Raw genomic sequence first — 22,299 nt, forward strand, 5'->3', positions numbered from 1 at the left:
CGTGCGGGCGGCGTGCCCCCTTGCCGAACTCGTCGGTGCCAGGGTGAACAATGGGGGCGTGACCCGAGCCTCTCTGGACAAGCAGCCGCACGAAGTCGCCGCCATGTTCGACGACGTCGCGGCCAAGTACGACCGGACCAACGACGTGCTTTCCCTCGGCCAGGCCCGTGCCTGGCGCCGGGCGGTGGCCGAGGCGGTGGCCGCCGGACCGGGCGATGTCGTGCTCGACCTCGGGGCCGGCACCGGCACCTCCTCGCTGCCCTTCGCCGAGGCGGGCGCCACGGTCGTCCCGTGCGACTTCTCGGTCGGCATGCTCGCGGAGGGCAAGCGCCGGCACCCCGAGCTGCCGCTCACCGCCGGTGACGCGACCAGGCTGCCGTTCGCCGACGGCACCTTCGACTCGGTGACGATCTCCTTCGCGCTGCGCAACGTGCACGACACCGACGCCGCGCTGAGCGAGATGTTCCGCGTCACCAAGCCCGGCGGCAAGCTGGTGATCTGCGAGTTCTCGACGCCGACCTGGACGCCGTTCCGGACGGTCTACACCGAGTACCTGATGCGGGCGCTGCCGCCGGTCGCCACCGCGGTCAGCAGCAACCCGGACGCCTACGTCTACCTCGCCGAGTCCATCCGCGAGTGGCCGGACCAGCCCGCGCTGGCCGCCAAGCTGCAGGACGCCGGCTGGTCCAAGGTCGCCTGGCGCAACCTCACCGGCGGGATCGTCGCCCTGCACCGGGCGTACAAGGTCTCGTAGCGCGCGGGGGCGGGTCGGGGGTGGTGCGCCCTCCGGCCCGCGCCCTCCGGCCCGCGGGGCGCTCCCCGGCCCGCGCCCTCCGGCCTGCGGGGGCGGCGGGCCGCCGGCGGGTGAGCGACGTGCGAGGCCCGTTCAGCCGCGTGGCCAGACCACGCCCTGCAGGTCCTCGATCGAGCGGTTGAGCCGGGTCAGCACCGTCGCCAGCCCGGCCACCTCGGCGTCCGACCAACCCTTCAGGACCCGGCCGAGCCCCTCCTGGTGACGTCGGCGGTCCTCCGTGAGCGCCTCACTGCCGACGGCGGTGATGGCGAACTTGCGGGCCACCCCGCCGTCCGGATCCGGGATCCGTTCCACCACGCCGGCCCGGAGCATCGCCGCCGCCTGACGGTTCACGGTGGAGGTGTCCAGCTGGAACGCCTCCGCGAGCTGTCCGATCGACATCGGTCCCTGCGCCTCGATCCGGGAGAGCAGCAGATAGGCGGAGCGCTCCAGGAAGCCGGCGGTTCGCCCGCCGGCCATCGCGTGATGGCGCCCGATGAGCATCAGCTCCCGTTCGATGTCGTTCAGGTGGTCCCTCACGTGTGCCTCCGGGCGGCCGTACTCCCTGCGTCGTTCGCGTTCATGGTAACCACGAGGATCTGATGTGCATGGTGCATGCAATATGTGTAGTGCATGCGACGAGAGGAATGGGCCCATGAAGAGTGCCGAGAACAACGCCGTGGGCGGTGCTGTGCCACCGACCGGCCGGAACGGTCGCCGTTCGGGCGGTGCGGTGTCGGGCGGTTCTGCGTCGGCCGGTGCCGGTGCCGGTGCCGGTGCCGGTGCCGGGAGCGGCGCGGTCGTCGCGGCGCTGGCCTTCGCCGGCATCGTGGTCGCCGTGATGCAGACGATCGTCATCCCGATCGTCCCCGCCCTGCCGGGGCTGCTCCGCACCTCGGCGTCCAACGCTTCCTGGGCGCTCACCGCGACCCTGCTCGCGGGCGCCGTCGCGACCCCGGTCAGCGGGCGGCTCGGCGACCTCTTCGGCAAGCGCCGGATGCTGCTCGCCAGCCTGTTGATCATGATCGTCGGCTCGGTGGTGGCGGCGCTCGGCTCCTCGCTGGTCCCGGTGGTCGTCGGCCGTGCGCTCCAGGGCGCCGCTGCCGGCGTCATCCCGCTGGGCATCAGCATCATGCGGGACGTCCTGCCGCGGGAGCGGCTCGGTTCCGCGATGGGCCTGATGAGTTCCTCGCTCGGCATCGGCGGCGCACTGGGTCTGCCCGCCGCGGCCGTCGTCGCCCAGCGCGCGGACTGGCACTGGCTGTTCTGGGGCTCGGCCGGGCTCGGGGTGCTCGCGGTCGCCCTGGTCCTGCTGGTCGTGCCGGAGTCGCCGGATCGCAGCGGGGGCCACTTCGACGCGATCGGCGCCGCCGGGCTCTCGGCGGGGTTGGTCTGCCTGCTGCTCGCCATCTCCAAGGGCAGTGACTGGGGCTGGCTCAGTGGCCTCACCCTCGGCCTGTTCGCCGCTGCCGTGCTGATCCTGCTGCTCTGGGGCCTGTTCGAACTGCGCAGTGACCAGCCGCTGGTCGACCTGCGGGCCACCGCCCGACGGCAGGTGCTGCTCACCAACGGGGCCTCGGTGGCGCTCGGCTTCGCGATGTACGCGCAGTCGCTCGCACTGCCCCAGCTGCTGCAACTGCCCGAGGCGACCGGCTACGGGCTCGGCCGCTCGATGGTGGTGGCCGGGCTCTGCATGGCCCCCGGCGGGCTGATCATGATGCTGGTCTCCCCGTTCTCGGCGAAGCTCTCCGCTGCCAAGGGTCCGCGGACCTCGCTGCTGGTCGGCGCGGTCGTACTCGCCGTCGGGTATCTGCTGGGCCTCGCCCTGCTGCACGAGGTCTGGCAGCTGGTCCTGGTCGGCTGCATCCTCGGCACCGGCATCGCCTTCGCCTACGCGGCCATCCCGGCGCTCATCATGGGGGCCGTCCCGCCCGGCGAGACCGCCGCCGCCAACGGGTTCAACGCGCTGATGCGTTCGATCGGCACCTCGTTCGCCAGCGCGGTGATCGGCGCGGTGCTCGCTCACACGGCCGTCTCCTTCGGGCCGGCGCAGGTGCCCTCGCTGGACGGTTTCCGGGCGACCTTCGCGATCGGTGCCGGAGCGGCGGCGCTCGGGGTGCTGATCATCGCCTTCATCCCGCGCCGGCGGCGGGAGGTGGCGCCGGTTCCGCTCGTGGTGGTGCCGGGCGGGGCCGGTGACTCGGTCGGTGACGCGGCCGGTGGCGGGATCGGTGGCGGGGTCGGGGCTGAGGTCGCGCCCGAGGGCGAGCCCAGGGGTGGGGCTGAGGCCGGGGCTCGCGTCTAGCTTCGGAGCGCGTCGTGGGTGCCGCCCTCGGATCCAGGCCCGGGGGCGGCAACTAGACTGCCGGGGACAACGCCTCCGTCCCCCAGCCGTAGCTCCAGGAGAGTGCCCACCGTGTCCGATACCGCAGCCGACCTGACGAAGCCGGACAGCACCGTGGAGAGCACCGCGGACGTCATCGTGGTCGGTGCGGGCCCGGCCGGCGCCACCACCGCGTACTACCTTGCCCAGGCCGGTCTCGACGTGCTGCTCCTGGAGAAGACCTCGTTCCCCCGGGAGAAGGTCTGCGGCGACGGCCTGACGCCCCGTGCCACCAAGCAGCTGGTCGACATGGGGATCGACGTGTCGACCGAGAACGGCTGGCTGCACAACAAGGGCCTGCGGATCATCGGCGGCGGCGTCCGGCTGGAGCTGGACTGGCCGGAGCTGTCCGCGTTCCCCGACTACGGACTGGTCCGCAAGCGTGCCGACTTCGACGAGCTGCTCGCCCGTCAGGCGGAGAAGGCCGGCGCCCGCCTGTACGAGCGGTGCAACGTCAGCGGCCCGGTGCTGGACGACCGGACCGGCCGGATCGTCGGCGTCACCGCCCGGCTCGGTGACGAGAAGCGCGCGGTGACCTTCCGCGCCCCGCTGGTCGTCGCGGCCGACGGCAACTCCACCCGGCTCTCGCTGGCGATGGGCCTGCACCGCCGTGAGGACCGTCCGATGGGTGTCGCCTACCGGACGTACTTCAACTCCCCGCGCCATGACGACGACTACCTGGAGTCCTGGCTGGAGCTGTGGGACACCCGCGCCGGGGACCGCAAGCTGCTGCCCGGCTACGGCTGGATCTTCGGCATGGGTGACGGCACCTCCAACGTCGGTCTCGGCATCCTCAACTCCTCGCCCGCCTTCGGCGAGCTGGACTGGCGCGACGTGCTCAAGGCCTGGTGCGCCAGCATGCCGGCGGAGTGGGGCTACACCCCCGAGAACATGACCGACCCGATCCGCGGCGCCGCCCTGCCGATGGCCTTCAACCGTCAGCCGCACTACACCCGCGGGCTGCTGCTCGTCGGTGACGCCGGCGGCATGGTCAACCCGTTCAACGGCGAGGGCATCGCCTACGCGATGGAATCCGGCCAGATCGCGGCCGGCGTCATCGTCCAGGCCAACGCCCGGGTGACGGACGCCGGCCGCGAGCGGGCCCTGCAGGCCTACCCGCGCATCCTGAAGGACGTCTACGGCGGCTACTACACCCTCGGCCGCGCGTTCGTGAAGCTCATCGGCAACCCCAAGGTGATGCAGCTCGCCACCCAGCGCGGCCTGACCCACCCGATGCTGATGAAGTTCGTCCTCAAGATGCTCGCCAACCTGACGGACCCGCAGGGCGGTGACGCCATGGACCGCATCATCAACGGCCTCGCCCGCGTCGCCCCGAACGCCTGACGGGTCGCGTCTGGGGGGCCGTGCCGGAGGGGCAGCGCCTGACGGTTCGCGCCTGACGGTTCGCGCCTGAGGGGCCGCGCCTGGGGGGCCGCGCCTCCTGACGGGCTGCGTCCGGCAGGAGGTGCGAGACAGGCGACGCTCCGGTGTGCGGCGCAGGGCTGGCGGGCGCAGGGACCGCTACTGCTCCCGGCGGCCGGCAGAGCGCTGTTCGACGTAGGCGAGGCGGTCCGCGAAGACCTGGGCGGCGTCCGGCGTGAGTGTGCGCAGGGCGACGAGGGCGCTGAAGACGACGTCGCAGAGCTCGTGCTGCACGTCCTCCCAGGTGTGGGTCACGCCCTTGCGGGGATTCTGCCCGGTGACGCCGACCACGGCGGCGCCGACCTCACCCACCTCCTCGGAGAGTTTGAGGATGCGGAGCAGGCGCTCCTCCTGCGGGGAGAGCACGCTCCCCCTGTCCAGCCAGGCGACCAGCTGGTCGACGCTCTCCCAGATCCTGCTGTCCATCGGCGTTGCTCCCGTACGGCTTCGGTGACGTCGACCACCGTACGGGAGCGGCACGCAGGGTTCAGCGGGAGCTGATCCTCACGTTCCGGATGTTCACCGGCAGGGTCGGAAAGCCGTCGCCGGGGTTGTTCTGGTCGTCCTCGCCGCCGGCGGCGATCTTCTGCAGGACGTCCAGGCCGGCGGTCACCCGGCCGAACGGGGTGTAGGCGGGGGAGAGCTTGGTGTCCTTCCAGACGAAGAAGAACTGGCTGCCGTTGGTGTTCGGCCCGGCATTGGCCATGGCTACGGTGCCGGCGGGATAGGTGGCGCCGGTGAGGTTCTCGTCGGGGAAGGAGTAGCCCGGGCCGCCGCTTCCGGTACCGGTCGGGTCACCGCACTGCAGGACAAAGATCCGCTGGGTGGTCAGCCGGTGGCAGTGGCTCCGGTCGAAGTAGTCGCGTTCGGCGAGAAAGCGGAAGGAGAAGGTGGTGCAGGGCGCGTCGGCGGTCAGGGCCTGGAAGGTGATCGCGCCCTGGCTGGTCTTCAAGGTCGCGCTGTAGGGCTTGGCGGCCTTCTTGGCGTCGAAGACCGGGATGCCCTTGAAGTTGTCGGCGGGTACCGCGGGGGTGTAGGTGCAAGTGGCGGCCGCAGGTGCGGGGGACGCGGTCGGCAGGCCGTCCGCTGCGGCGGTGCCGGTGCTCGCGGCGAGCAGCAGGACGGTGGCGGCGGCGGGCAACGCCCAGTGCTTGCGATTCACGTGACGGGCCTTCCGAGGGGTGGTGGATGGCTGGATTGTCATGGCGACATCATCCATGCCCGAGCGGGGATCCGGTAGACGCCGGGGGCAGGAGGTGGGCGGTGTGCGGCAGTGGCGGGTGTCGTGCGGAGCCTTCGGGCGCCGTGGCGGGGTGCTCGGCGAGGGATGCTGCTCGGTGCCGGTGCCGGTGCCGGTGCCGGAGCTGGAGTCGGAGCTGGAGTCGGAGTCGGCGTGGCGTCTGCGTTGGTGCCCGGGGGCGTATGCCTTGGTATCCGCGTAGGTATCCGAGGGCGTCGTTGCTGTCGCCATCGACAGCGGCTGTGGGCGGTGGTGTCCAGCTGGGCGTGGGTGGCCGCCGTGGGGCGGTGGTGGTTCGAGGAGGGGCGGGCCTTCAGATGTCGGAGGGTGCGGTGAACAGGCCGGCGCGGGCGGCGAGGCCGGCGGCGTCGGCGGCTTGCTCGGCGGTGCGGGCGTCCAGGGGCTCGCCGGTGACGAACAGGCGGTAGTAGAGCGGGGCTGTCGCTGCCCGGACCACTTCGGCGCCGTCCGTTCCGCCGGGCAGCTCGCCCCGTTCGACGGCCCGGGTGGTCACTGCGGAGGCCTGGCGGTGGCGTGCGGTGAAGAAGGCGCGCAGGGCGGCGGTGCCGATGTCGGACCGCTGCGCGGCGGTGATCAGCGCGGTCGGGGTCGGGCCCAGTTCGGGGTCGGTGAAGACGGCGAAGACCTCGTGGGTGATCCGGCGCAGGTCAGTGACGAGGTCGCCGGTGTCGGGGACCGGCCAGGGCTGGTCGGCGGAGGCGGTGAGCGCATCCGCGACCAGTCCGTCCACGCCGCCCCAGCGGCGGTACAGGGTGGCCTTGTGTACGCCTGATCGGGCCGCGATCGCGTCGACGGTCAGCCCGTCGTACGCCTTCTCGGCCACCTCGGCCAGTGTCGCGGCGACCACGTCCGCACGCACCCGGGCGCTGCGCCCGCCGGGGCGGGGGGTAGGGGTTCGAGCGCCCTCGCTCACAGTGGTCTCCAGTCGCTTCGGCGCGCGCGATGACGACGGTGCCATGGTCCCCACTTTAATGCGACGCGAGTCGTATTTTGCGTCGGGATGAGGCGCGCGAAGCCGAAAAGCGTTGATCGCGGGCGGTGCGGTGCGCGAAGATGGCGGGCCCTTGGTGCAGGCCCTTCGAGAAGGCCTGTGGTGCTCCGAGATCCGTCCGATGTCGTACGGGAATCTCCTCGTCGGTTCCGTTCGCTTCGGAGGGGTCCTGTCCATGCGCACTTCGTCGTCCTTTCTTCGTGATGTACCCGTGCTGCTGGTGGCAGTGGTGTGGGGGTCGAGCTTCCTCGCGGTGCAGCAGGTGGCCGAGTCGGGGACGGTGGTGGCCATGCTGGTACTGCGGTTCGGGCTGGTGCTGCCCGTACTGGGGCTGCTCGCGCAGCGGGCGCTGCGGGGGATGAGCCGGGCCGAGTGGCTGGGCGGGGCCGTACTGGGCCTGGTGCTCGCCGGGGTCTTTCTGCTGGAGACCTACGGCGCGGTGCACACCTCCGCGACCAATGCCGGCCTGATCATCAGCCTCACCATGGTGTTCACCCCGCTCGCGGAGAGCGCGCTCGCCCGTACGGCTTTGCCGCGGACGTTTCTCGCGGCGGCCGGGCTCGCGGTGGTGGGTGTCGCCCTGCTCACCGGCGACGGTGGGCTGAAGGCACCGACGCCGGGTGATCTGCTGGTGCTCGGTGCCGCCGTGGTGCGGACTGTGCATGTGCTTGCCATGGCCCGCGTCCGGGCCATTCGGGACACCGATACCTTGGGACTCACCTGGGTCCAACTCGCGACCGCCACTGCGGTGTTCGCCATCGCCGCGCCGTTCGCCGGACCGCTGCCCTGGACGGTCGCCGCCTCGTACGGACCCACCGAGTGGGCCTGGCTGCTGCATCTGACGCTGCTCTGCACGTTGTTCGCCTTCTTCGTACAGATGTGGGCCGTCCGGGCCACATCGCCGTCCCGGGTCAGTCTGCTGCTCGGCACCGAGCCGCTGTGGGCCGCCGTCTTCGGGATCACTCTCGCCGGCAACCACTTGGGCCCGCTGGCACTCGTCGGAGGCGCTCTCGTCCTGGGCGCCACCGAATGGGGGCGCCGTACCGCCGTCGGAACGGGACGGGACGAACTCAGGCCTGTGGAGGCCGCTTCGGAGCCGGCGCCGGTCTGACCGGGCGCGGTCGTCATCGGCGCCGTCCCAGGGTGCGGCGGGCGTAGGCAACGGTGACGACCGCGACCAGCGGACCCCAGGCGACCAGCGGGAGGTAGCACAAGGTCATGATCAGACCGGCGGTGCCATGGGGAGCTTCCGGACTGCTCATCGCGGACGCCCATCCGCCGAACAGGGACGACATGCCCACCCAGACGAGAGCGCCGGAGCCCAGGGCGGCCGGGACGATCGCGGCGAGCGGGTGGACGGCGCGGCCGCCGATCAAGGGGACCCAGCGGGGCACCACCTCGCCCCAGGGGCGGACCAGGCCGAGGGTGAGGAGGGCCAGGGCTTCGGCCAGAGCGCTCAGCAGGAGGACGTACGCGGTGCCCCAACCCGGGATGTAGCGATCGGTCGTCGCGGCGAGCTCCCCGCTGAAGCCGACCGGAATGCCCAGCCCGAGGGCGACCCGCCAGAGTCCGGACGGCACGGTGGTCCAGACAGTGGCCCTCGCGGCGCGATCGGCCCAGCGGGGGACGCCGGCGGCGGTGGCGCGGCGGCCGCGGACCGTGCCGACGCCCGGTGCGGCGGCCGTGGGGCCGCCGAGGCCGGGGTGTGCGGGCACTGACACGGCGGTGGTCACGGTGTCGGTCATGACGGTGAACTCCTCTCGCGGCCGGCCACGGTGGCCGATCCGACGGGTCAAGCCTGGCGGCCGGGCGGGGGCGGCAACAGATGCCGATCGGGCTGTTCCGGCTGCTCAGAAGGGGCTCGGGAATGTGCCGATCGGCACAGGCGCCAAGCGTCGGTGGCTCATAAGCTGACCGTCGAAAGGAGGCGATGATGAGTCAGATCCTGGCATTGGTAGTCCCCGTCGCCGTGCTGCTCGGCTGGGTGCTGCGGCTGCGGGCACGGTGGGGCGTGGCGGTCCTGACCGGTGCGGCCGGGGCGGGTTCGCTGGCGGTCACCGCGGGGATCTGGGCTGCCGGCCGCTGGACCGAGTCGGACCGGTTGTGCGGGCTGGCCGGTCTGCTTGAAATCGCCTCGCTCCTGGTCCTGTTGGTCTCGACGCTTCGAACCGATACCGGGCGGCGGTCTGCGGTGGTGACGTGGACGATCGCGGGCGCGGTCGCACTCCAGCCGTCCCGGTTCCAGGGCATCGTCGGGCCAGAAGACACGTTGACGCTCTTCGGCTTCGGTTCGGTGCTCGCGGTGCCGGCGGTGCTGATGGGGTTGTACCTGCGGGGGCTGGACGACACCCGGCTCCGCTCGGTGGCTGCCGCCCGTCGGACCCAGCGGCTCGAACTGGCCCATGATCTCCACGACTTCGTCGCGCACGACGTCAGCGGGATGGTCGCTCAGGCGCAGGCGGGCATGGTTCTGGCAGCCTCGGATCCGGCCAGGGCGGTGGCGCTGTTCGAGCGGATAGAACGGGCCGGGCAACAGGCGCTGGCCTCGCTCGACCGGACCGTCCACCTGCTGCGCAGTGAGGAGACGGACACCCCGGAGCGTGGTCCGCAGCCGGGCCTGGCCGAGCTCGTCGAGCTCACCGATCGATTCGCGGAGTCCGGAGGCGTCACCGTGCTGTTGGACGCCCCGGCCGACCAGCCCGGGGTGCCCCGCGAGGTGGCGGCGACGGCTTACCGGGTCGTGGTCGAGGCATTGACCAACGTACGCCGGCACGCGCCCACCGCGCGCGTGATCGACATCCGGGTTCGGCGCGAGGGGCGGTGGCTGGAGGTCACAGTGCAGGACGACGGTAGTGCTTCTCAGCAGTCCGGTACGCGCTTCGGCGAGGCCCGCCGCCGCGGCAGCGGGCTTGCCGGGCTGGCGGCCCGGGTGGAGGCACTGGGCGGGGCGCTCGCCTCGGGGCGCGAGGGCTCCGGTGGCTGGTCGGTCACAGCGACGATGCCGTTGGAGGCGCGATGAGCATCCGGGTCCTTCTCGCGGACGACGACGAGGCGATTCGCAGTGCGTACCGGATCATTCTGGGCGCCCAGCCGGACATCGAGGTGGTGGGTGAGGCCGAGGACGGTGAGGCGGCGGTGGAACAGGCCAACCGGTTGCGGCCGGACGTGATCCTCGCGGACATCAGGATGCCGAGGCTGGACGGACTGGAGCTGACCCGGCGGTTGGGTGAAGAGTTCCGGGTCGTCGTGGTGACGACCTTCGACCTCGACGAGTACGTGCACGCGGCGATCCGCGCCGGCGCCGCCGGATTCCTGCTGAAGCGTTCCGGACCGGCACTGCTCACCGAGGCGGTGCGGGCAGCGGTCGCGGGGGACGCGTTGATCAGCCCGCAGGTCACGGTGCGCCTGCTGCGCCAGCTGTCGCAGCAGGATCTGCGGCCGCCGCTTGAGGCGCGGTCCGAACGGCAGGCCGCGCATCGGGCGAGGCAGCCACAAGAGCGGGGAAGGGGAGTAGGAGCGGCGCATCAGGAGGCGCAGGGCACCCGGGGGCGGCCGAGGCCGGAGTTCGTCGAGGAACTCACCGCGAGGGAAAGGGAGATCGCTCAGCTTGTCGCCGATGGCTCGACCAACGCGGAGATCGGGTCGCAGCTGTTCATCAGCGCCGGAACGGTGAAGAACCACTTGGCCACGATCCAGCGCAAGATCGGAGCCCGCAACCGCGTCGGCGTCGCGGCCTGGGTGTGGGAGAGCGGCTCCTGAGCAACACCTAGGGCGCGCGCCTGACCTCGGGCAGCGCCAGGCCCCGACCTGCCGCCCGACCCGCCGGCCCACCACGCCGCCCGGCCGGTCCACCCCCTCGTGGACCCGTCGTCGGCGCCTCCTCGGAGCCCCCGGCCCGGTCCTCGGAGCCCCCAGCCCGGTCCTCGACACCGTCCTCGCGGGCACCCTCGGCGCCCTCGGCAGTGCCCCCGAATACGACGGAGCCGGCACCGGGTCGGGCCGGGAAAACGGACGCTCGCGCGCTTGTGAACGAAGGGTCAAGCGGACGTTCGGAGGGCCGCCACCCCTGCGGGTGAGGCGCCATAACACGTCAACATGATGCCTGGAAATTTGCCCTGAGCGACGCATAGTTGATATAGGAGCGAAGCCCTGACCTGCCGCTTCGCAGATGAATACGACTAACTGTGACCATTTGACTGCTTTGCGTTGACAACTCTGGTCATGTTCACTTTCGCCACCATTCCAGGGGTGGCGTAGATCACAAAGATCGCCGTGAATTGCGTGTCGCAGATCACAAGCCGACGGGCATAGGATGCGCTCGTTCCAGGCTTTGTGAACTGCCTCACATGAGGTGGATCTCGGGAACTGGAACACGGGTTCACCACAGCGTGACCCGTCGGTTCCGATCTGCAGTCAAGGACGACTGGACGGAGGGAGCGGGGGCTATGAATGCCTACGCGCCGATCCTCGTACTCGGTGCCATCGCGGCGGCGTTCGCGGTCGGCTCCGTCGTGATGGCCTCAATGACCGGGCCCAAGCGTTACAACCGGGCCAAGTTGGAGGCGTACGAGTGCGGCATCGAGCCGACCCCGCAGCCCGTGGGCGGCGGTCGGTTCCCGATCAAGTACTACCTGACGGCGATGCTCTTCATCGTCTTCGACATCGAGATCGTCTTCCTTTATCCGTGGGCGGTGAGCTTCGACGCCCTGGGGATCTTCGGACTGGTCGAGATGCTCCTGTTCATCGCCACCGTCTTCGTCGCGTACGCCTACGTCTGGCGCCGCGGCGGCCTGGAGTGGGACTGAGTGCGGGGCGGCCGCTGACTTTGTGAACGGGCGGACAAGCCCGGACGGGTGCAGAGGCCCGAACCAGCGCACGGACCACAGGACTTGAGGGCACTGAGGGCATTGAGAGGGATCTGATGGGAATCGAGGAGAAGCTGCCGAGCGGCTTTCTGCTCACGAGTGTGGAGACAGCCGCGGGCTGGGTGCGCAAGGCGTCGCTCTTCCCGGCCACCTTCGGACTCGCTTGCTGCGCGATCGAGATGATGACCACCGGGGCCGGCCGCTACGACCTGGCCCGGTTCGGGATGGAGGTCTTCCGGGGCTCCCCCCGACAGGCCGATCTGATGATCGTGGCAGGTCGGGTGAGCCAGAAGATGGCGCCGGTCCTGCGCCAGGTGTACGACCAGATGCCCAATCCGAAGTGGGTCATCTCGATGGGGGTCTGCGCCTCCTCGGGCGGGATGTTCAACAACTACGCGATCGTGCAGGGCGTCGACCACATCGTCCCGGTGGACATCTACCTTCCCGGGTGTCCGCCCCGCCCGGAGATGCTGATGGACGCCATCCTGAAGTTGCACGACAAGATCCAGCACGAGCCGCTGGGGGCGAACCGGCGCCGGGCCGAGGAGTTGGGCGAGGCGCTGGCCCTGCAGGCCACCCCGGTGAGTGAGATGCGGGGGCAGCTGCGATGAGCGACCAGGTACCCGGGACCCGCCGTGACCAGGAGCAGCCGCGCCGCGAGATCCCCGTCGAGGTGGTCGGCAGCCGGCAGGGCATGTTCGGCAGCCAGGGCAGCGGCGACACGTCCGGATTCGGCGGGCTCAGTGCCCCGATCGCGCTGCCGCCCGCCACCGAACGCCCCTACGGCGGTTGGTTCGACGAGGTCGCGGACGAGCTGGAGGGGGCACTGGAGGAGCAGGGCCTCGAACCGGCGGACGTGATCGAGAAGACGGTCGTCGACCGCGCCGAACTCACCTTCCACATCGCGCGGGAGCACCTCCTCCGGACCGCGCGCATCCTCCGGGACGACCCCGCGCTCCGCTTCGAACTCTGTCTCGGTGTGAGTGGTGTGCACTACCCGGACGATCAGGGGCGTGAGCTGCACGCGGTCTACCACCTGCGTTCGATCACCCACGGCCGGCTGATCAGGCTGGAGGTCAGCGCGCCGGACGCCGACCCGCGCATCCCGTCGGTGGTCACGGTGTACCCGACCAACGACTGGCACGAGCGCGAGACCTACGACTTCTTCGGTCTGATCTTCGAAGGCCACCCGGCGCTCACCCGGATCATGATGCCGGACGACTGGCTCGGTCACCCCCAGCGCAAGGACTACCCGCTCGGCGGCATCCCCGTCGAGTACAAGGGTGCCCAGATCCCGGCTCCTGACCAGCGGAGGTCGTACAGCTGATGAGTACTCAGCACTACGGAGAGGCGGCGGCCGGAGAGGCCGCCCGGGCCGGAGCCCGCGAGACCACCGAGGGTCGGGTCTTCACCGTCACCGGGGGCGACTGGGGTGAGGTGGTCGAAGCCGTCGGCCGGGCCGACGACGAGCGCATCATCGTCAACATGGGGCCCCAACACCCCTCCACGCACGGCGTGTTGCGGCTGATCCTGGAGATCGACGGCGAGACGGTGAAGCAGGCCCGCTGCGGCATCGGCTACCTTCACACCGGCATCGAGAAGAACATGGAGTTCCGCAACTGGGTCCAGGGCACCACCTTCGTGACCCGGATGGACTACCTGACTCCGCTGTTCAACGAGACCGCCTACTGCCTCGCGGTCGAGAAGCTGCTCGGCATCACCGACGACATCCCGGACCGGGCCAGCGTCATCCGCGTCATGATGATGGAGCTCAATCGGGTCTCCTCGCACCTGGTCTGCCTGGCCACCGGCGGTATGGAGATCGGCGGCATCACGCTGATGACCTACGGGTTCCGTGACCGCGAGACCGTCCTGGACGTCTTCGAGCTGGTCACCGGCCTCCGGATGAACCACGCGTACGTCCGCCCCGGCGGCCTCGCCCAGGATCTCCCGCCCGGTGCGGTCGACCAGATCCACGAGGCGGTGAAGACCCTCCGCTCCAGGATGCACGAGTACGACAAACTCGCCACCGGCAACCCGGTGTTCAAGGCCCGCCTGGTCGACGTCGGCTTCCTCGACCTGCCCGGCTGCCTGGCCCTCGGAGCCACCGGGCCGGTGCTGCGCTCCACCGGCCTGCCGCACGACCTGCGCAAGACGGACCCGTACTGCGGCTACGAGAACTACGACTTCGAGGTCGCGATCGCCGACAGCGCCGACTCCTACGGCCGGTTCCTGATCCGCCTGGAGGAGATGAAGCAGTCGCTGCGGATCGTCGAGCAGTGCCTGGAGCGGTTGCGCCCCGGCCCGGTCATGGTGGCCGACAAGAAGATCGCCTGGCCCGCCCAGCTGGCCGTCGGCCCGGACGGCATGGGCAACTCGCTCGACCACATCCGCAAGATCATGGGCACCTCGATGGAAGCCCTGATCCACCACTTCAAGCTGGTCACCGAGGGCTTCCGGGTCCCGGTCGGCCAGGCGTACGCGGCGGTCGAGTCGCCCAAGGGCGAGCTGGGCGTGCACGTGGTCAGCGACGGCGGGACACGCCCGTACCGGGTCCACTTCCGGGATCCGTCGTTCACCAATCTGCAGTCGATGGCGGCGATGTGCGAGGGCGGCCAGGTCGCCGACGTGATCGTCGCGGTGGCCGGGCTCGACCCGGTGATGGGAGGCGTGGACCGGTGACAGACGTCCAGTTGGGGATGCCGGCGCTGCCGGCCAGGCCGTACTCCGAGGAGGTGTACGCCCGCCTGGCCGATGACGCGAAGGAGCTGATCGGCCGCTATCCGGTGGCCCGGTCCGCGCTGCTTCCACTGTTGCACCTGGTGCAGGCCGAGGAGGGCTTCGTCAGCCCGACCGGCATCCGGTTCTGCGCCGAGCAGTTGGACCTCACCACCGCCGAGGTCACCGCCGTCGCCACGTTCTACACCATGTACCGGCGCCGGCCGGCCGGGAAGTACCACGTCGGCGTCTGCACCAACACCCTGTGCGCGGTGCTCGGCGGCGACCAGATCTTCGACGAGCTCCAGCAGCACCTCGGGATCAAGAACAACGAGACCACCGAGGACGGCGAGATCTCGATCGAGCACATCGAGTGCAACGCCGCCTGCGACTACGCCCCCGTCGTGATGGTCAACTGGGAGTTCTTCGACGACCAGACCCCGGAGAGCGCGCGGCAGTTGGTCGACGAGCTGCGGGCGGGCCGGGAGGTCCACCCCACGCGCGGCGCGCGGCTCTGCAGCTTCAAGGAGTCCGCCCGGATCCTGGCCGGTTTCCCGGACGAGCGCCCCGGCGCCGTCGACGAGTCCGGTGCCGGCGGCGCGCCCTCACTGGCCGGCCTTCGGCTGGCCAAGGGCGAGGCGCTGCCCGGTACCGGCGCCACCCGGGTCGTCTCGCCCCGTCACGAAGGGACCGAAGCGTGATGACCTCCGCCGAGCCGGCCGAGAAGCTGCTCACCCCCGTGCTGTCCGCGTCCTGGGACGACAGCCGCCCCTGGACGCTCGCCACCTATCGCCGCCACGCCGGGTACGAGGGCCTGAAGGCCGCCCTCGCGATGCCCCCGGACGACGTGATCGCGCTGGTGAAGGACTCCGGTCTGCGCGGCCGCGGCGGCGCCGGCTTCCCCACCGGCATGAAGTGGCAGTTCATCCCGCAGAACGACGGCAAGCCGCACTACCTGGTGGTGAACGCGGACGAGTCCGAGCCGGGCACCTGCAAGGACATCCCGCTGCTCTTCGCCAACCCGCACGCGCTGATCGAGGGCATGATCATCGCTTCCTACGCGATCCGCTGCGACCACGCTTTCATCTACCTGCGCGGCGAGGTCGTCCCGGTGCTGCGCCGGCTCCAGGCCGCGGTGGCCGAGGCCTACCAGGCCGGTCTGCTCGGCAAGAACATCCTGGGGTCCGGCACCGATCTCGACATCACCGTGCACGCCGGCGCCGGCGCCTACATCTGCGGTGAGGAGACGGCCCTGCTGGACTCGCTGGAAGGGCGCCGGGGCCAGCCCCGGTTGCGTCCTCCGTTCCCGGCGATCGCCGGCCTCTACGCCTGCCCGACGGTGGTCAACAACGTCGAGTCGATCGCCTCGGTGCCGCCGATCCTGGCGCGCGGCAAGGAGTGGTTCAAGGGCCTGGGCACCGAGAAGTCTCCCGGCTTCACGCTCTACTCGCTCTCCGGCCATGTCACCAACCCGGGCCAGTACGAGGCTCCGCTCGGCGTCACGCTGCGCCAGTTGCTGGACATCAGCGGCGGCGTCCGGGCCGGGCACCGGCTCAAGTTCTGGACCCCGGGCGGTTCCTCCACCCCGATGTTCACCGACGAGCACCTCGACGTCCCGCTCGACTACGAGGGCGTCGGCGCGGCCGGTTCGATGCTCGGTACCAAGGCCCTGCAGGTCTTCGACGAGACCACCTGCGTGGTCCGGGCCGTCACCCGGTGGACGGAGTTCTACGCCCACGAGTCCTGCGGCAAGTGCACGCCCTGCCGCGAGGGGACGTACTGGCTCGTCCAACTGCTCAAGCGGGTCGAGGCCGGGGAGGGCGTCGAGGGCGACCTGGAGAAGCTCCTCGACATCGCCGACAACATCAACGGCAAGTCGTTCTGCGCGCTGGGCGACGGCGCGGCCAGTCCGATCATCTCCTCGCTCCAGCACTTCCGGGCCGAGTACGAGCAGCACCTCACCGAGCGCCGCTGCCCGTTCGACCCGGCCGCCTCCACCGTCTGGGCCGACGGCCCCCGCCCCGGCCACCAGTCCGCCACCGAAAGGGAGGTGCACGCGTGACGATCACAGAACCAGCCACCTCCAAGGCCGCGGTCGACCTGGTCACGCTCACCATCGACGGCATCGAAGTGCAGGTCCCCAAGGGGACGTTGGTGATCCGGGCTGCCGAGCAGATCGGCACCCAGATCCCGCGCTTCTGCGACCACCCGCTGCTCGACCCGGCCGGTGCCTGCCGGCAGTGCATCGTCGAGATCGAGGGGCAGCGCAAGCCGGTCGCCTCCTGCACGATTCCGGTCGCCGAAGGCATGGTGGTCCGGACGCAGGTCAGTTCGCCGGTCGCGGAGAAGGCCCAGCGCGGCGTGATGGAGCTGCTGCTGATCAACCACCCGCTGGACTGCCCGGTCTGCGACAAGGGCGGCGAGTGCCCGCTGCAGAACCAGGCGATGTCCACCGGGGACACCGACTCCCGCTTCGAGGGGATGAAGCGGACCTACGAGAAGCCGGTGCCGATCAGCACCCAGGTGCTGCTGGACCGCGAGCGCTGTGTGCTCTGCGCCCGCTGTACCCGCTTCTCGCAGCAGATCGCCGGGGACCCGTTCATCGACCTGGTCGAGCGCGGCGCCCTCCAGCAGGTCGGCACCGGCCAGGGTGACGACTTCGAGTCGTACTTCTCCGGCAACACCATCCAGATCTGCCCGGTCGGCGCGCTCACCTCGGCGGCTTATCGTTTCCGCTCCCGTCCGTTCGACCTGGTCTCCTCGCCGAGCGTCTGCGAGCACTGCTCCTCCGGTTGCGCGCAGCGCACCGACCACCGGCGCGGCAAGGTGCTGAGGCGCCTCGCGGGCGAGGACCCGGCGGTCAACGAGGAGTGGAACTGCGACAAGGGCCGGTTCGCCTTCCGCTACGCGCAGCAGCGCGACCGACTGGCGACCCCGCTGGTCCGTGACGCCGCGACGGGCGAACTCGTCGCGGCCTCCTGGCCGGAGGCGCTGGCCAGGGCCGCCGAGGGACTGCGCGGCGCCCGCGCCGGGGTGCTCACCGGCGGCCGCGTCACCGTCGAGGACGCCTACGCCTACGCCAAGTTCGCCCGGGTGGTGCTCGGCACCAACGACGTGGACTTCCGGGCCCGCCCGCACAGCGGCGAGGAGGCGGACTTCCTGGCCGCCGCCGTCGCCGGCCGGGGTGTCGACCTCGGGGGAGCCGGCGTCGACTACGAGCAGTTGGAGGCCGCCCCGGCCGTGCTGCTCGCGGGCTTCGAGCCCGAGGAGGAGTCGCCGATCGTCTTCCTGCGACTGCGCAAGGCCACCCGGGCCGCCGGCCTCAAGGTGTTCTCGATCGCCTCCCACAGCTCCCGGGGCCTCGCCAAGCTGCGCGGCGCACTGCTGCCCGCGGCACCCGGCACCGAGGCGGAGTGGCTCTCCGCCCTCGCCGCCGACGAGCCGCTGAACGACGACGCCGGCCGCGCCGCCGAGCTGCTCCGCACACCCGGGGCCGTCATCCTGGCCGGCGAGCGGCTGGCCGCCGTTCCGGGTGCGCTGACCGCCGCGCTGCGCCTCGCGCACGCCACCGGCGCCCGGCTCGCCTGGATCCCGCGCCGGGCCGGCGAACGCGGCGCGGTCGAGGCGGGCGCGCTGCCCGGGCTGCTGCCCGGCGGGCGTCCGGTCACCGCTCCGGCCGCCCGGGCCGAGGCCGCCGCCGCCTGGGGAGTGGCCGAACTCCCGGCCCGGCTCGGCCGGGACACCGACCAGATCCTCGCGGCCGCCGCCCACGGCGGGCTGGACGCGCTGCTGGTCGGCGGCGTCGACCCGGACGACCTGCCGGATCCGGCGCTCGCGGACGAGGCGCTGGCCGCCGTGCCGTTCATGGTGTCGCTGGAGCTGCGTCCGTCCGCGGTCACCGCGCGGGCCGATGTGGTGCTCCCGGTCGCCGCCGTGGCCGAGAAGGCCGGAACGTTCCTGGACTGGGAGGGCAGGGTGCGGATCTTCGAGGCCGCGCTCAAGCCCGACCAGCAGATGAGCCGGCACCTGTACCCGGACCTCCGGGTGCTGAACATGCTGGCGGACGCGCTGGGCCACCGGCTGGGCCTGCCCGACGTCCGGGCCGCCCGGCTGGAGCTGGACCGGTTCGAGCCGTGGACCGGCGACCACCCCGCCGCTCCCGCCGCCCACCCCGCGCTGCTGCCCCGGCCGGCCACCGGCCAGGCGGTGCTCGCGGGGTGGCGTCAGCTGCTGGACAACGGCTCGCTCCAGCAGGGCGATCCGCACCTGGCCGGCACCCGGCATCCGGCCGTCGCCCGGATCTCACCGGCCACCGCCGAGGAGATCGGGGCCACCGTCGTACCCGCCGCCGCCTCCACGGGGTCGGCCGCCGCGGCCCTCCGGCCGGCGTTGCGGCTGACCGGTCCGGCCGGATCGCTCACCCTGCCACTGGAGATCACCAAGGACATCCCGGACCGTACGGTCTGGATCCCGCTCAACTCCACCCCGGGCGGCGCCCACCGCGCGCTGGGCACCACCGTGGGCCACCTGGTCACGATCGCCGTCGACACGATCGCCGTCGACACCGGCACTGCCGACACGGCCGACGGCACCGCTACCGGCACCGGAGCCGAGCGCGCCGGACAGGGCGCCGCCCCGGCCGCCCCCGGTGCCGCGGCCGCCGACCAGGCCGCCGCCCCGACCGCCGAGGGGGAGCACCGATGAACCTCGCCGCGTACGAGACCCTGGGCTTCTTCGGCCGCGACCCCTGGTGGCTGGTCCTGCTCAAAGCCGTCTTCTGCTTCGTGTTCCTGGTCGGCACCGTGCTGATCTCGATCGTCTGGGAGCGCAAGGTGGTGGCCTGGATGCAGTTGCGCATCGGCCCCAACCGGAACGGTCCGTGGGGCCTGCTGCAGTCGCTCGCCGACGGCGTGAAGCTGGCGCTCAAGGAAGACCTGGTGGTCAAGGGCGCCGACAAGGCGGTCTACATCCTGGCCCCGATCGTCTGCGCGATCCCCGCCTTCATGGCCTTCGCGGTGATCCCCTTCGGCCCGGCCGGCGACGAGGTGTCGATCTTCGGCACCCGGACCCCGCTGCAGCTGACGGACTTCCCGGTGGCGCTGCTGTACATCCTGGCCACCGCCTCGGTCGGGATCTACGGCATCGTGCTGGCGGGCTGGTCGTCCGGCTCGACCTATCCGCTGCTCGGCGGGCTTCGCTCCTCGGCGCAGATGATCAGCTACGAGATCGCGATGGGCCTGTCCTTCGCGGCGGTGTTCATCTACTCCGGCTCGATGTCCACCTCGGAGATCGTCTCCTCGCAGCAGCCGACCTGGTTCGCGGTGTTGCTACCGGTCTCCTTCATCGTCTACATCATCGCCATGGTCGGCGAGACCAACCGGGCGCCGTTCGACCTCCCGGAGGCCGAGGGCGAGCTGGTCGGCGGTTTCAACACCGAGTACTCCTCGCTGAAGTTCGCGATGTTCATGCTGGCCGAGTACGTCAACATGGTCACCGTCTCGGCGGTCGCCTCCACGCTCTTCCTGGGCGGCTGGCGGGCGCCCTGGCCGGTCTCCACCTTCTGGGAGGGGGCCAACCACGGCTGGTGGCCGATGCTCTGGATCACGCTGAAGATCCAGCTGCTGATCTTCTTCTTCATCTGGCTGCGCGGCACCCTGCCCCGGCTGCGCTACGACCAGTTCATGAAGCTCGGCTGGAAGGTCCTGATCCCGGTCTCGCTGGTCTGGCTGGTCATGGTGGCCAGCGTCCGGGCCCTGCGGAACGAGGGCTACGACTTCGGCGAGGTGGTGCTGTACGTCGGTGCGCCGGCCGGCGCGATCCTGCTGCTCGTCCTGTTGCGGGACGCCCTGCGGCGAAAGCCCGAACCGGCCGGGCCGGACGCCGAAGGCGCGCCGCCCGGTGACGAGTTCGACCCGATGGCCGGCGGTTATCCGGTGCCTCCACTGCCCGGTCAGCAGCTCCCGCCGGTCCCGCGCCGGCGCAGCCGCGCCCCGAAGCAACTCCAGGACGCCCTCAACGGGGCCGACCATTCCGAAGGGAGCTGACCGCGATGTCGTCCGACGAGAACGACAGGACCGACAAGCCATCCGTCCTCGGGCCGGCCGCCGGCTTCGGCGTGACCTTCAAGGCCATGTTCAAGAAGCGGATCACCGAGCAGTACCCGGAGTTCAAGAAGCCCACCGCTCCGCGCTTCCACGGCCGCCACCAGCTGAACCGGCACCCGGACGGCCTGGAGAAGTGCATCGGCTGCGAGCTCTGCGCCTGGGCCTGCCCGGCCGACGCGATCTACGTGGAGGGGGCCGACAACCGCGAGGAGGAGCGTTACTCGCCGGGCGAGCGGTACGGGGTGGTCTACCAGATCAACTACGCCCGCTGCATCCTCTGCGGTCTCTGCATCGAGGCCTGCCCGACCCGCGCGCTCACCATGACCAACGAGTACGAACTCGCGGACTCCTCGCGCAAGGACCTCATCTTCACCAAGGAGCAGCTGCTGGTCGGCCTCTCCGAAGGCATGGTCGACAGCCCGCACTCGATCTTCCCGGGCGCCGACGAGGGCGCCTACTACCGGGGCGAGATCACCGCGGCGGCGCCCGGCACGGTCCAGCAGGAGCGCACCGACCGGGAGAAGGAGGCCCAGCAGTGACCGCCCTGAATCTCGCGGAGCGCGGCGCGGCCCTCGCCGCCACCGGGACGACCTCCACCGGCGAGGCCGTCCAGTTCTGGGTGCTCGCGGTGATCGCCGTCGGTGGAGCGCTCGGCATGCTGGCGATGAGGAAGGCCGTGCACAGCGCGCTCTGCCTGGCCGCCACCATGCTCGCCCTGGCGGTCTGTTACATGGCCCAGGGTGCGGTCTTCCTGGGCGTGGTGCAGATCGTGGTCTACACCGGCGCGATCATGATGCTGTTCCTGTTCGTGGTGATGCTGGTCGGTGTCACCAGCGCGGACTCACTGAAGGAGCAGCTGAAGGGCCAGCGGTTCGCCGCCGTCCTCTGCGGGCTCGGATTCGGCGTGTTGCTGATCGCCGGCATCGCCAACGCCAAGCTGGACACCTTCACCGGTCTCGCCGAGGCCAACGCCGAGGGCAATGTCCAGGGTCTGGCCCGGCTGATCTTCACCAAGTACGTCTGGGCCTTCGAGGTCACCGGCGCACTGCTGATCACCGCCGCGATCGGCGCCATGGTGCTGACCCACCGCGAGCACGTGACGGCCCCGAAGACGCAGCGCGAGCTCGCCGCCCAGCGGGTCAAGGACAACATCCAGCTGCCGCCGCTGCCCGCGCCCGGCGTCTACGCCCGGCACAACGCGGTCGACATCCCGGCTCTGCTGCCGGACGGCACCGTCGCCGAGGACTCGGTGATGGAGACCCTGCGCGAGCGTGGCCAGATCCGCGACGTCAGCCAGGAGATGCTGCGGCGGATGGCCGAGCTGGAGTCGACCACCGCCGACTGGCTGGGCCGTCCGCCGTCCGAGCGCCCGCCGGTCACGGGCCCGCGCAAGGCGCTGGAGCCGGTGCCGAACAACCGGCCGGCGTCGGCCGGCCACGACGAGGAGGGCGCGGAGTGAATCCGGTCAACTACCTCTATCTCTCCGCCCTGTTGTTCACCATCGGCGCCTCCGGCGTGCTGATCCGGCGGAACGCGATCGTGCTGTTCATGTGCGTGGAGCTGATGCTCAACGCCTCGAACCTGGCACTGGTCACGTTCTCCCGGCTGCACGGCAACCTGGACGGCCAGATCATCGCGTTCTTCACCATGGTGGTCGCGGCGGCCGAGGTCGTGGTCGGTCTCGCCATCATCGTGTCCATCTTCCGTACCAGGCACTCGGCTTCGGTCGATGACAGCAACCTGATGAAGCTGTAGGCGGAGG

At 70.9% G+C, this 22,299-nt stretch carries 22 protein-coding genes; 17 read left to right on the forward strand and 5 right to left on the reverse strand.

The features are described 5' to 3' along the window. The first annotated feature begins 58 nt into the window (after positions 1-58). Entirely contained in the window at positions 59-754 is a 696-nt protein-coding gene (locus ACIQTO_RS15125; RefSeq protein WP_402388028.1) for a demethylmenaquinone methyltransferase, read from the forward strand. 132 nt (positions 755-886) lie between these two features. Here the strand turns inward: ACIQTO_RS15125 and ACIQTO_RS15130 are convergent, their stop codons facing one another. Beyond that, positions 887-1,297: a MarR family winged helix-turn-helix transcriptional regulator gene (locus tag ACIQTO_RS15130; protein ID WP_402388155.1), complete on the reverse strand. Its 411-nt coding sequence runs from the start codon at positions 1,295-1,297 to the stop codon at positions 887-889. 151 nt (positions 1,298-1,448) lie between these two features. On the opposite strand from ACIQTO_RS15130, the gene ACIQTO_RS15135 reads away from it, so the two are divergent. Beyond that, positions 1,449-3,098 (forward strand): MFS transporter, encoded by a 1,650-nt coding sequence (locus tag ACIQTO_RS15135; RefSeq protein WP_402388029.1) that lies wholly within the window; start codon positions 1,449-1,451, stop codon positions 3,096-3,098. A gap of 132 nt (positions 3,099-3,230) precedes the next feature. Continuing rightward, the gene (locus tag ACIQTO_RS15140; protein ID WP_402388156.1) at positions 3,231-4,520 is read left to right on the forward strand and encodes a geranylgeranyl reductase family protein; all 1,290 of its coding nucleotides are present in this window, start codon (positions 3,231-3,233) and stop codon (positions 4,518-4,520) included. Between the two features lie 177 nt (positions 4,521-4,697). Here ACIQTO_RS15140 and ACIQTO_RS15145 read toward each other — a convergent pair whose 3' ends face one another. The 3 genes from ACIQTO_RS15145 to ACIQTO_RS15155 form a co-directional block, all read right to left on the reverse strand. Continuing rightward, entirely contained in the window at positions 4,698-5,024 is a 327-nt protein-coding gene (locus ACIQTO_RS15145) for a MazG-like family protein (RefSeq protein WP_402388030.1), read from the reverse strand. 61 nt (positions 5,025-5,085) lie between these two features. Beyond that, positions 5,086-5,802 (reverse strand): peptidylprolyl isomerase, encoded by a 717-nt coding sequence (locus tag ACIQTO_RS15150; RefSeq protein WP_402388031.1) that lies wholly within the window; start codon positions 5,800-5,802, stop codon positions 5,086-5,088. 349 nt (positions 5,803-6,151) lie between these two features. Beyond that, positions 6,152-6,817, reverse strand: a complete 666-nt coding sequence (locus tag ACIQTO_RS15155) for a TetR/AcrR family transcriptional regulator (protein ID WP_402388032.1) — start codon at positions 6,815-6,817, stop codon at positions 6,152-6,154. A gap of 208 nt (positions 6,818-7,025) precedes the next feature. Between ACIQTO_RS15155 and ACIQTO_RS15160 the strand changes: the two genes are divergently transcribed. Beyond that, the gene (locus tag ACIQTO_RS15160) at positions 7,026-7,961 is read left to right on the forward strand and encodes a DMT family transporter (protein ID WP_402388033.1); all 936 of its coding nucleotides are present in this window, start codon (positions 7,026-7,028) and stop codon (positions 7,959-7,961) included. A 13-nt stretch (positions 7,962-7,974) separates the two neighbouring features. Here the strand turns inward: ACIQTO_RS15160 and ACIQTO_RS15165 are convergent, their stop codons facing one another. Beyond that, a complete protein-coding gene (locus ACIQTO_RS15165) occupies positions 7,975-8,595 on the reverse strand; it encodes a hypothetical protein (RefSeq protein WP_402388034.1) in 621 nt (206 codons plus the stop codon). A 188-nt stretch (positions 8,596-8,783) separates the two neighbouring features. Between ACIQTO_RS15165 and ACIQTO_RS15170 the strand changes: the two genes are divergently transcribed. From ACIQTO_RS15170 to nuoK, 13 genes are all read left to right on the forward strand, one after another. Then, a complete protein-coding gene (locus tag ACIQTO_RS15170) occupies positions 8,784-9,869 on the forward strand; it encodes a sensor histidine kinase (protein WP_402388035.1) in 1,086 nt (361 codons plus the stop codon). Further along, complete coding sequence (locus tag ACIQTO_RS15175; RefSeq protein ID WP_402388036.1) at positions 9,866-10,609, forward strand: response regulator; 744 nt, start codon at positions 9,866-9,868, stop codon at positions 10,607-10,609. The genes ACIQTO_RS15170 and ACIQTO_RS15175 overlap by 4 nt, the downstream gene beginning before the upstream one ends. 686 nt (positions 10,610-11,295) lie before the next feature. Further along, a complete protein-coding gene (locus ACIQTO_RS15180) occupies positions 11,296-11,655 on the forward strand; it encodes an NADH-quinone oxidoreductase subunit A (protein WP_387883284.1) in 360 nt (119 codons plus the stop codon). A 116-nt stretch (positions 11,656-11,771) separates the two neighbouring features. Then, positions 11,772-12,326 (forward strand): NuoB/complex I 20 kDa subunit family protein, encoded by a 555-nt coding sequence (locus ACIQTO_RS15185; protein WP_380573973.1) that lies wholly within the window; start codon positions 11,772-11,774, stop codon positions 12,324-12,326. Next, entirely contained in the window at positions 12,323-13,042 is a 720-nt protein-coding gene (locus ACIQTO_RS15190; RefSeq protein ID WP_402388037.1) for an NADH-quinone oxidoreductase subunit C, read from the forward strand. The genes ACIQTO_RS15185 and ACIQTO_RS15190 overlap by 4 nt, the downstream gene beginning before the upstream one ends. Continuing rightward, on the forward strand, positions 13,042-14,397 hold the full coding sequence (locus ACIQTO_RS15195; RefSeq protein WP_402388038.1) for an NADH-quinone oxidoreductase subunit D: 1,356 nt from the start codon (positions 13,042-13,044) through the stop codon (positions 14,395-14,397). The genes ACIQTO_RS15190 and ACIQTO_RS15195 overlap by 1 nt, the downstream gene beginning before the upstream one ends. Before the next feature lie 17 nt (positions 14,398-14,414). Beyond that, positions 14,415-15,134: an NADH-quinone oxidoreductase subunit NuoE gene (nuoE, locus tag ACIQTO_RS15200; RefSeq protein ID WP_402388157.1), complete on the forward strand. Its 720-nt coding sequence runs from the start codon at positions 14,415-14,417 to the stop codon at positions 15,132-15,134. Continuing rightward, positions 15,134-16,495, forward strand: coding sequence for an NADH-quinone oxidoreductase subunit NuoF (gene nuoF / locus ACIQTO_RS15205; protein ID WP_402388039.1), 1,362 nt, complete (start codon positions 15,134-15,136; stop codon positions 16,493-16,495). The genes nuoE and nuoF overlap by 1 nt, the downstream gene beginning before the upstream one ends. Further along, positions 16,492-19,137, forward strand: coding sequence for an NADH-quinone oxidoreductase subunit G (locus tag ACIQTO_RS15210; protein WP_402388040.1), 2,646 nt, complete (start codon positions 16,492-16,494; stop codon positions 19,135-19,137). The genes nuoF and ACIQTO_RS15210 overlap by 4 nt, the downstream gene beginning before the upstream one ends. Next, positions 19,134-20,477, forward strand: a complete 1,344-nt coding sequence (gene nuoH, locus ACIQTO_RS15215; protein WP_402388041.1) for an NADH-quinone oxidoreductase subunit NuoH — start codon at positions 19,134-19,136, stop codon at positions 20,475-20,477. The genes ACIQTO_RS15210 and nuoH overlap by 4 nt, the downstream gene beginning before the upstream one ends. Before the next feature lie 5 nt (positions 20,478-20,482). Next, positions 20,483-21,076: an NADH-quinone oxidoreductase subunit NuoI gene (gene nuoI, locus ACIQTO_RS15220; protein WP_402388042.1), complete on the forward strand. Its 594-nt coding sequence runs from the start codon at positions 20,483-20,485 to the stop codon at positions 21,074-21,076. Beyond that, complete coding sequence (locus ACIQTO_RS15225; protein WP_402388043.1) at positions 21,073-21,996, forward strand: NADH-quinone oxidoreductase subunit J; 924 nt, start codon at positions 21,073-21,075, stop codon at positions 21,994-21,996. The genes nuoI and ACIQTO_RS15225 overlap by 4 nt, the downstream gene beginning before the upstream one ends. Next, on the forward strand, positions 21,993-22,292 hold the full coding sequence (nuoK, locus tag ACIQTO_RS15230) for an NADH-quinone oxidoreductase subunit NuoK (RefSeq protein WP_209412994.1): 300 nt from the start codon (positions 21,993-21,995) through the stop codon (positions 22,290-22,292). Before ACIQTO_RS15225 ends, nuoK begins: the two co-directional genes overlap by 4 nt. Positions 22,293-22,299: the final 7 nt, after the last annotated feature.

The sequence above is a fragment of the Kitasatospora sp. NPDC091207 genome (genome assembly GCF_044768625.1).
GTDB lineage: Bacteria > Actinomycetota > Actinomycetes > Streptomycetales > Streptomycetaceae > Kitasatospora.

What these genes read in the sequence shown, in the direction of transcription:
- nuoI (WP_402388042.1), top strand. Translation starts at nt 20,483, where the DNA reads ATGTCGTCCGACGAGAACGACAGGACCGACAAGCCATCCGTCCTCGGG.
- ACIQTO_RS15160 (WP_402388033.1), top strand. Translation starts at nt 7,026, where the DNA reads ATGCGCACTTCGTCGTCCTTTCTTCGTGATGTACCCGTGCTGCTGGTG.
- nuoF (WP_402388039.1), top strand. Translation starts at nt 15,134, where the DNA reads ATGACCTCCGCCGAGCCGGCCGAGAAGCTGCTCACCCCCGTGCTGTCC.
- ACIQTO_RS15145 (WP_402388030.1), bottom strand. Translation starts at nt 5,024, where the DNA reads ATGGACAGCAGGATCTGGGAGAGCGTCGACCAGCTGGTCGCCTGGCTG.
- ACIQTO_RS15155 (WP_402388032.1), bottom strand. Translation starts at nt 6,817, where the DNA reads ATGGCACCGTCGTCATCGCGCGCGCCGAAGCGACTGGAGACCACTGTG.
- ACIQTO_RS15175 (WP_402388036.1), top strand. Translation starts at nt 9,866, where the DNA reads ATGAGCATCCGGGTCCTTCTCGCGGACGACGACGAGGCGATTCGCAGT.
- nuoH (WP_402388041.1), top strand. Translation starts at nt 19,134, where the DNA reads ATGAACCTCGCCGCGTACGAGACCCTGGGCTTCTTCGGCCGCGACCCC.
- ACIQTO_RS15165 (WP_402388034.1), bottom strand. Translation starts at nt 8,595, where the DNA reads ATGACCGACACCGTGACCACCGCCGTGTCAGTGCCCGCACACCCCGGC.
- ACIQTO_RS15130 (WP_402388155.1), bottom strand. Translation starts at nt 1,297, where the DNA reads ATGCTCATCGGGCGCCATCACGCGATGGCCGGCGGGCGAACCGCCGGC.
- ACIQTO_RS15150 (WP_402388031.1), bottom strand. Translation starts at nt 5,802, where the DNA reads ATGACAATCCAGCCATCCACCACCCCTCGGAAGGCCCGTCACGTGAAT.
- ACIQTO_RS15135 (WP_402388029.1), top strand. Translation starts at nt 1,449, where the DNA reads ATGAAGAGTGCCGAGAACAACGCCGTGGGCGGTGCTGTGCCACCGACC.
- ACIQTO_RS15170 (WP_402388035.1), top strand. Translation starts at nt 8,784, where the DNA reads ATGAGTCAGATCCTGGCATTGGTAGTCCCCGTCGCCGTGCTGCTCGGC.
- ACIQTO_RS15180 (WP_387883284.1), top strand. Translation starts at nt 11,296, where the DNA reads ATGAATGCCTACGCGCCGATCCTCGTACTCGGTGCCATCGCGGCGGCG.
- nuoE (WP_402388157.1), top strand. Translation starts at nt 14,415, where the DNA reads ATGCCGGCGCTGCCGGCCAGGCCGTACTCCGAGGAGGTGTACGCCCGC.
- ACIQTO_RS15185 (WP_380573973.1), top strand. Translation starts at nt 11,772, where the DNA reads ATGGGAATCGAGGAGAAGCTGCCGAGCGGCTTTCTGCTCACGAGTGTG.
- ACIQTO_RS15190 (WP_402388037.1), top strand. Translation starts at nt 12,323, where the DNA reads ATGAGCGACCAGGTACCCGGGACCCGCCGTGACCAGGAGCAGCCGCGC.
- ACIQTO_RS15195 (WP_402388038.1), top strand. Translation starts at nt 13,042, where the DNA reads ATGAGTACTCAGCACTACGGAGAGGCGGCGGCCGGAGAGGCCGCCCGG.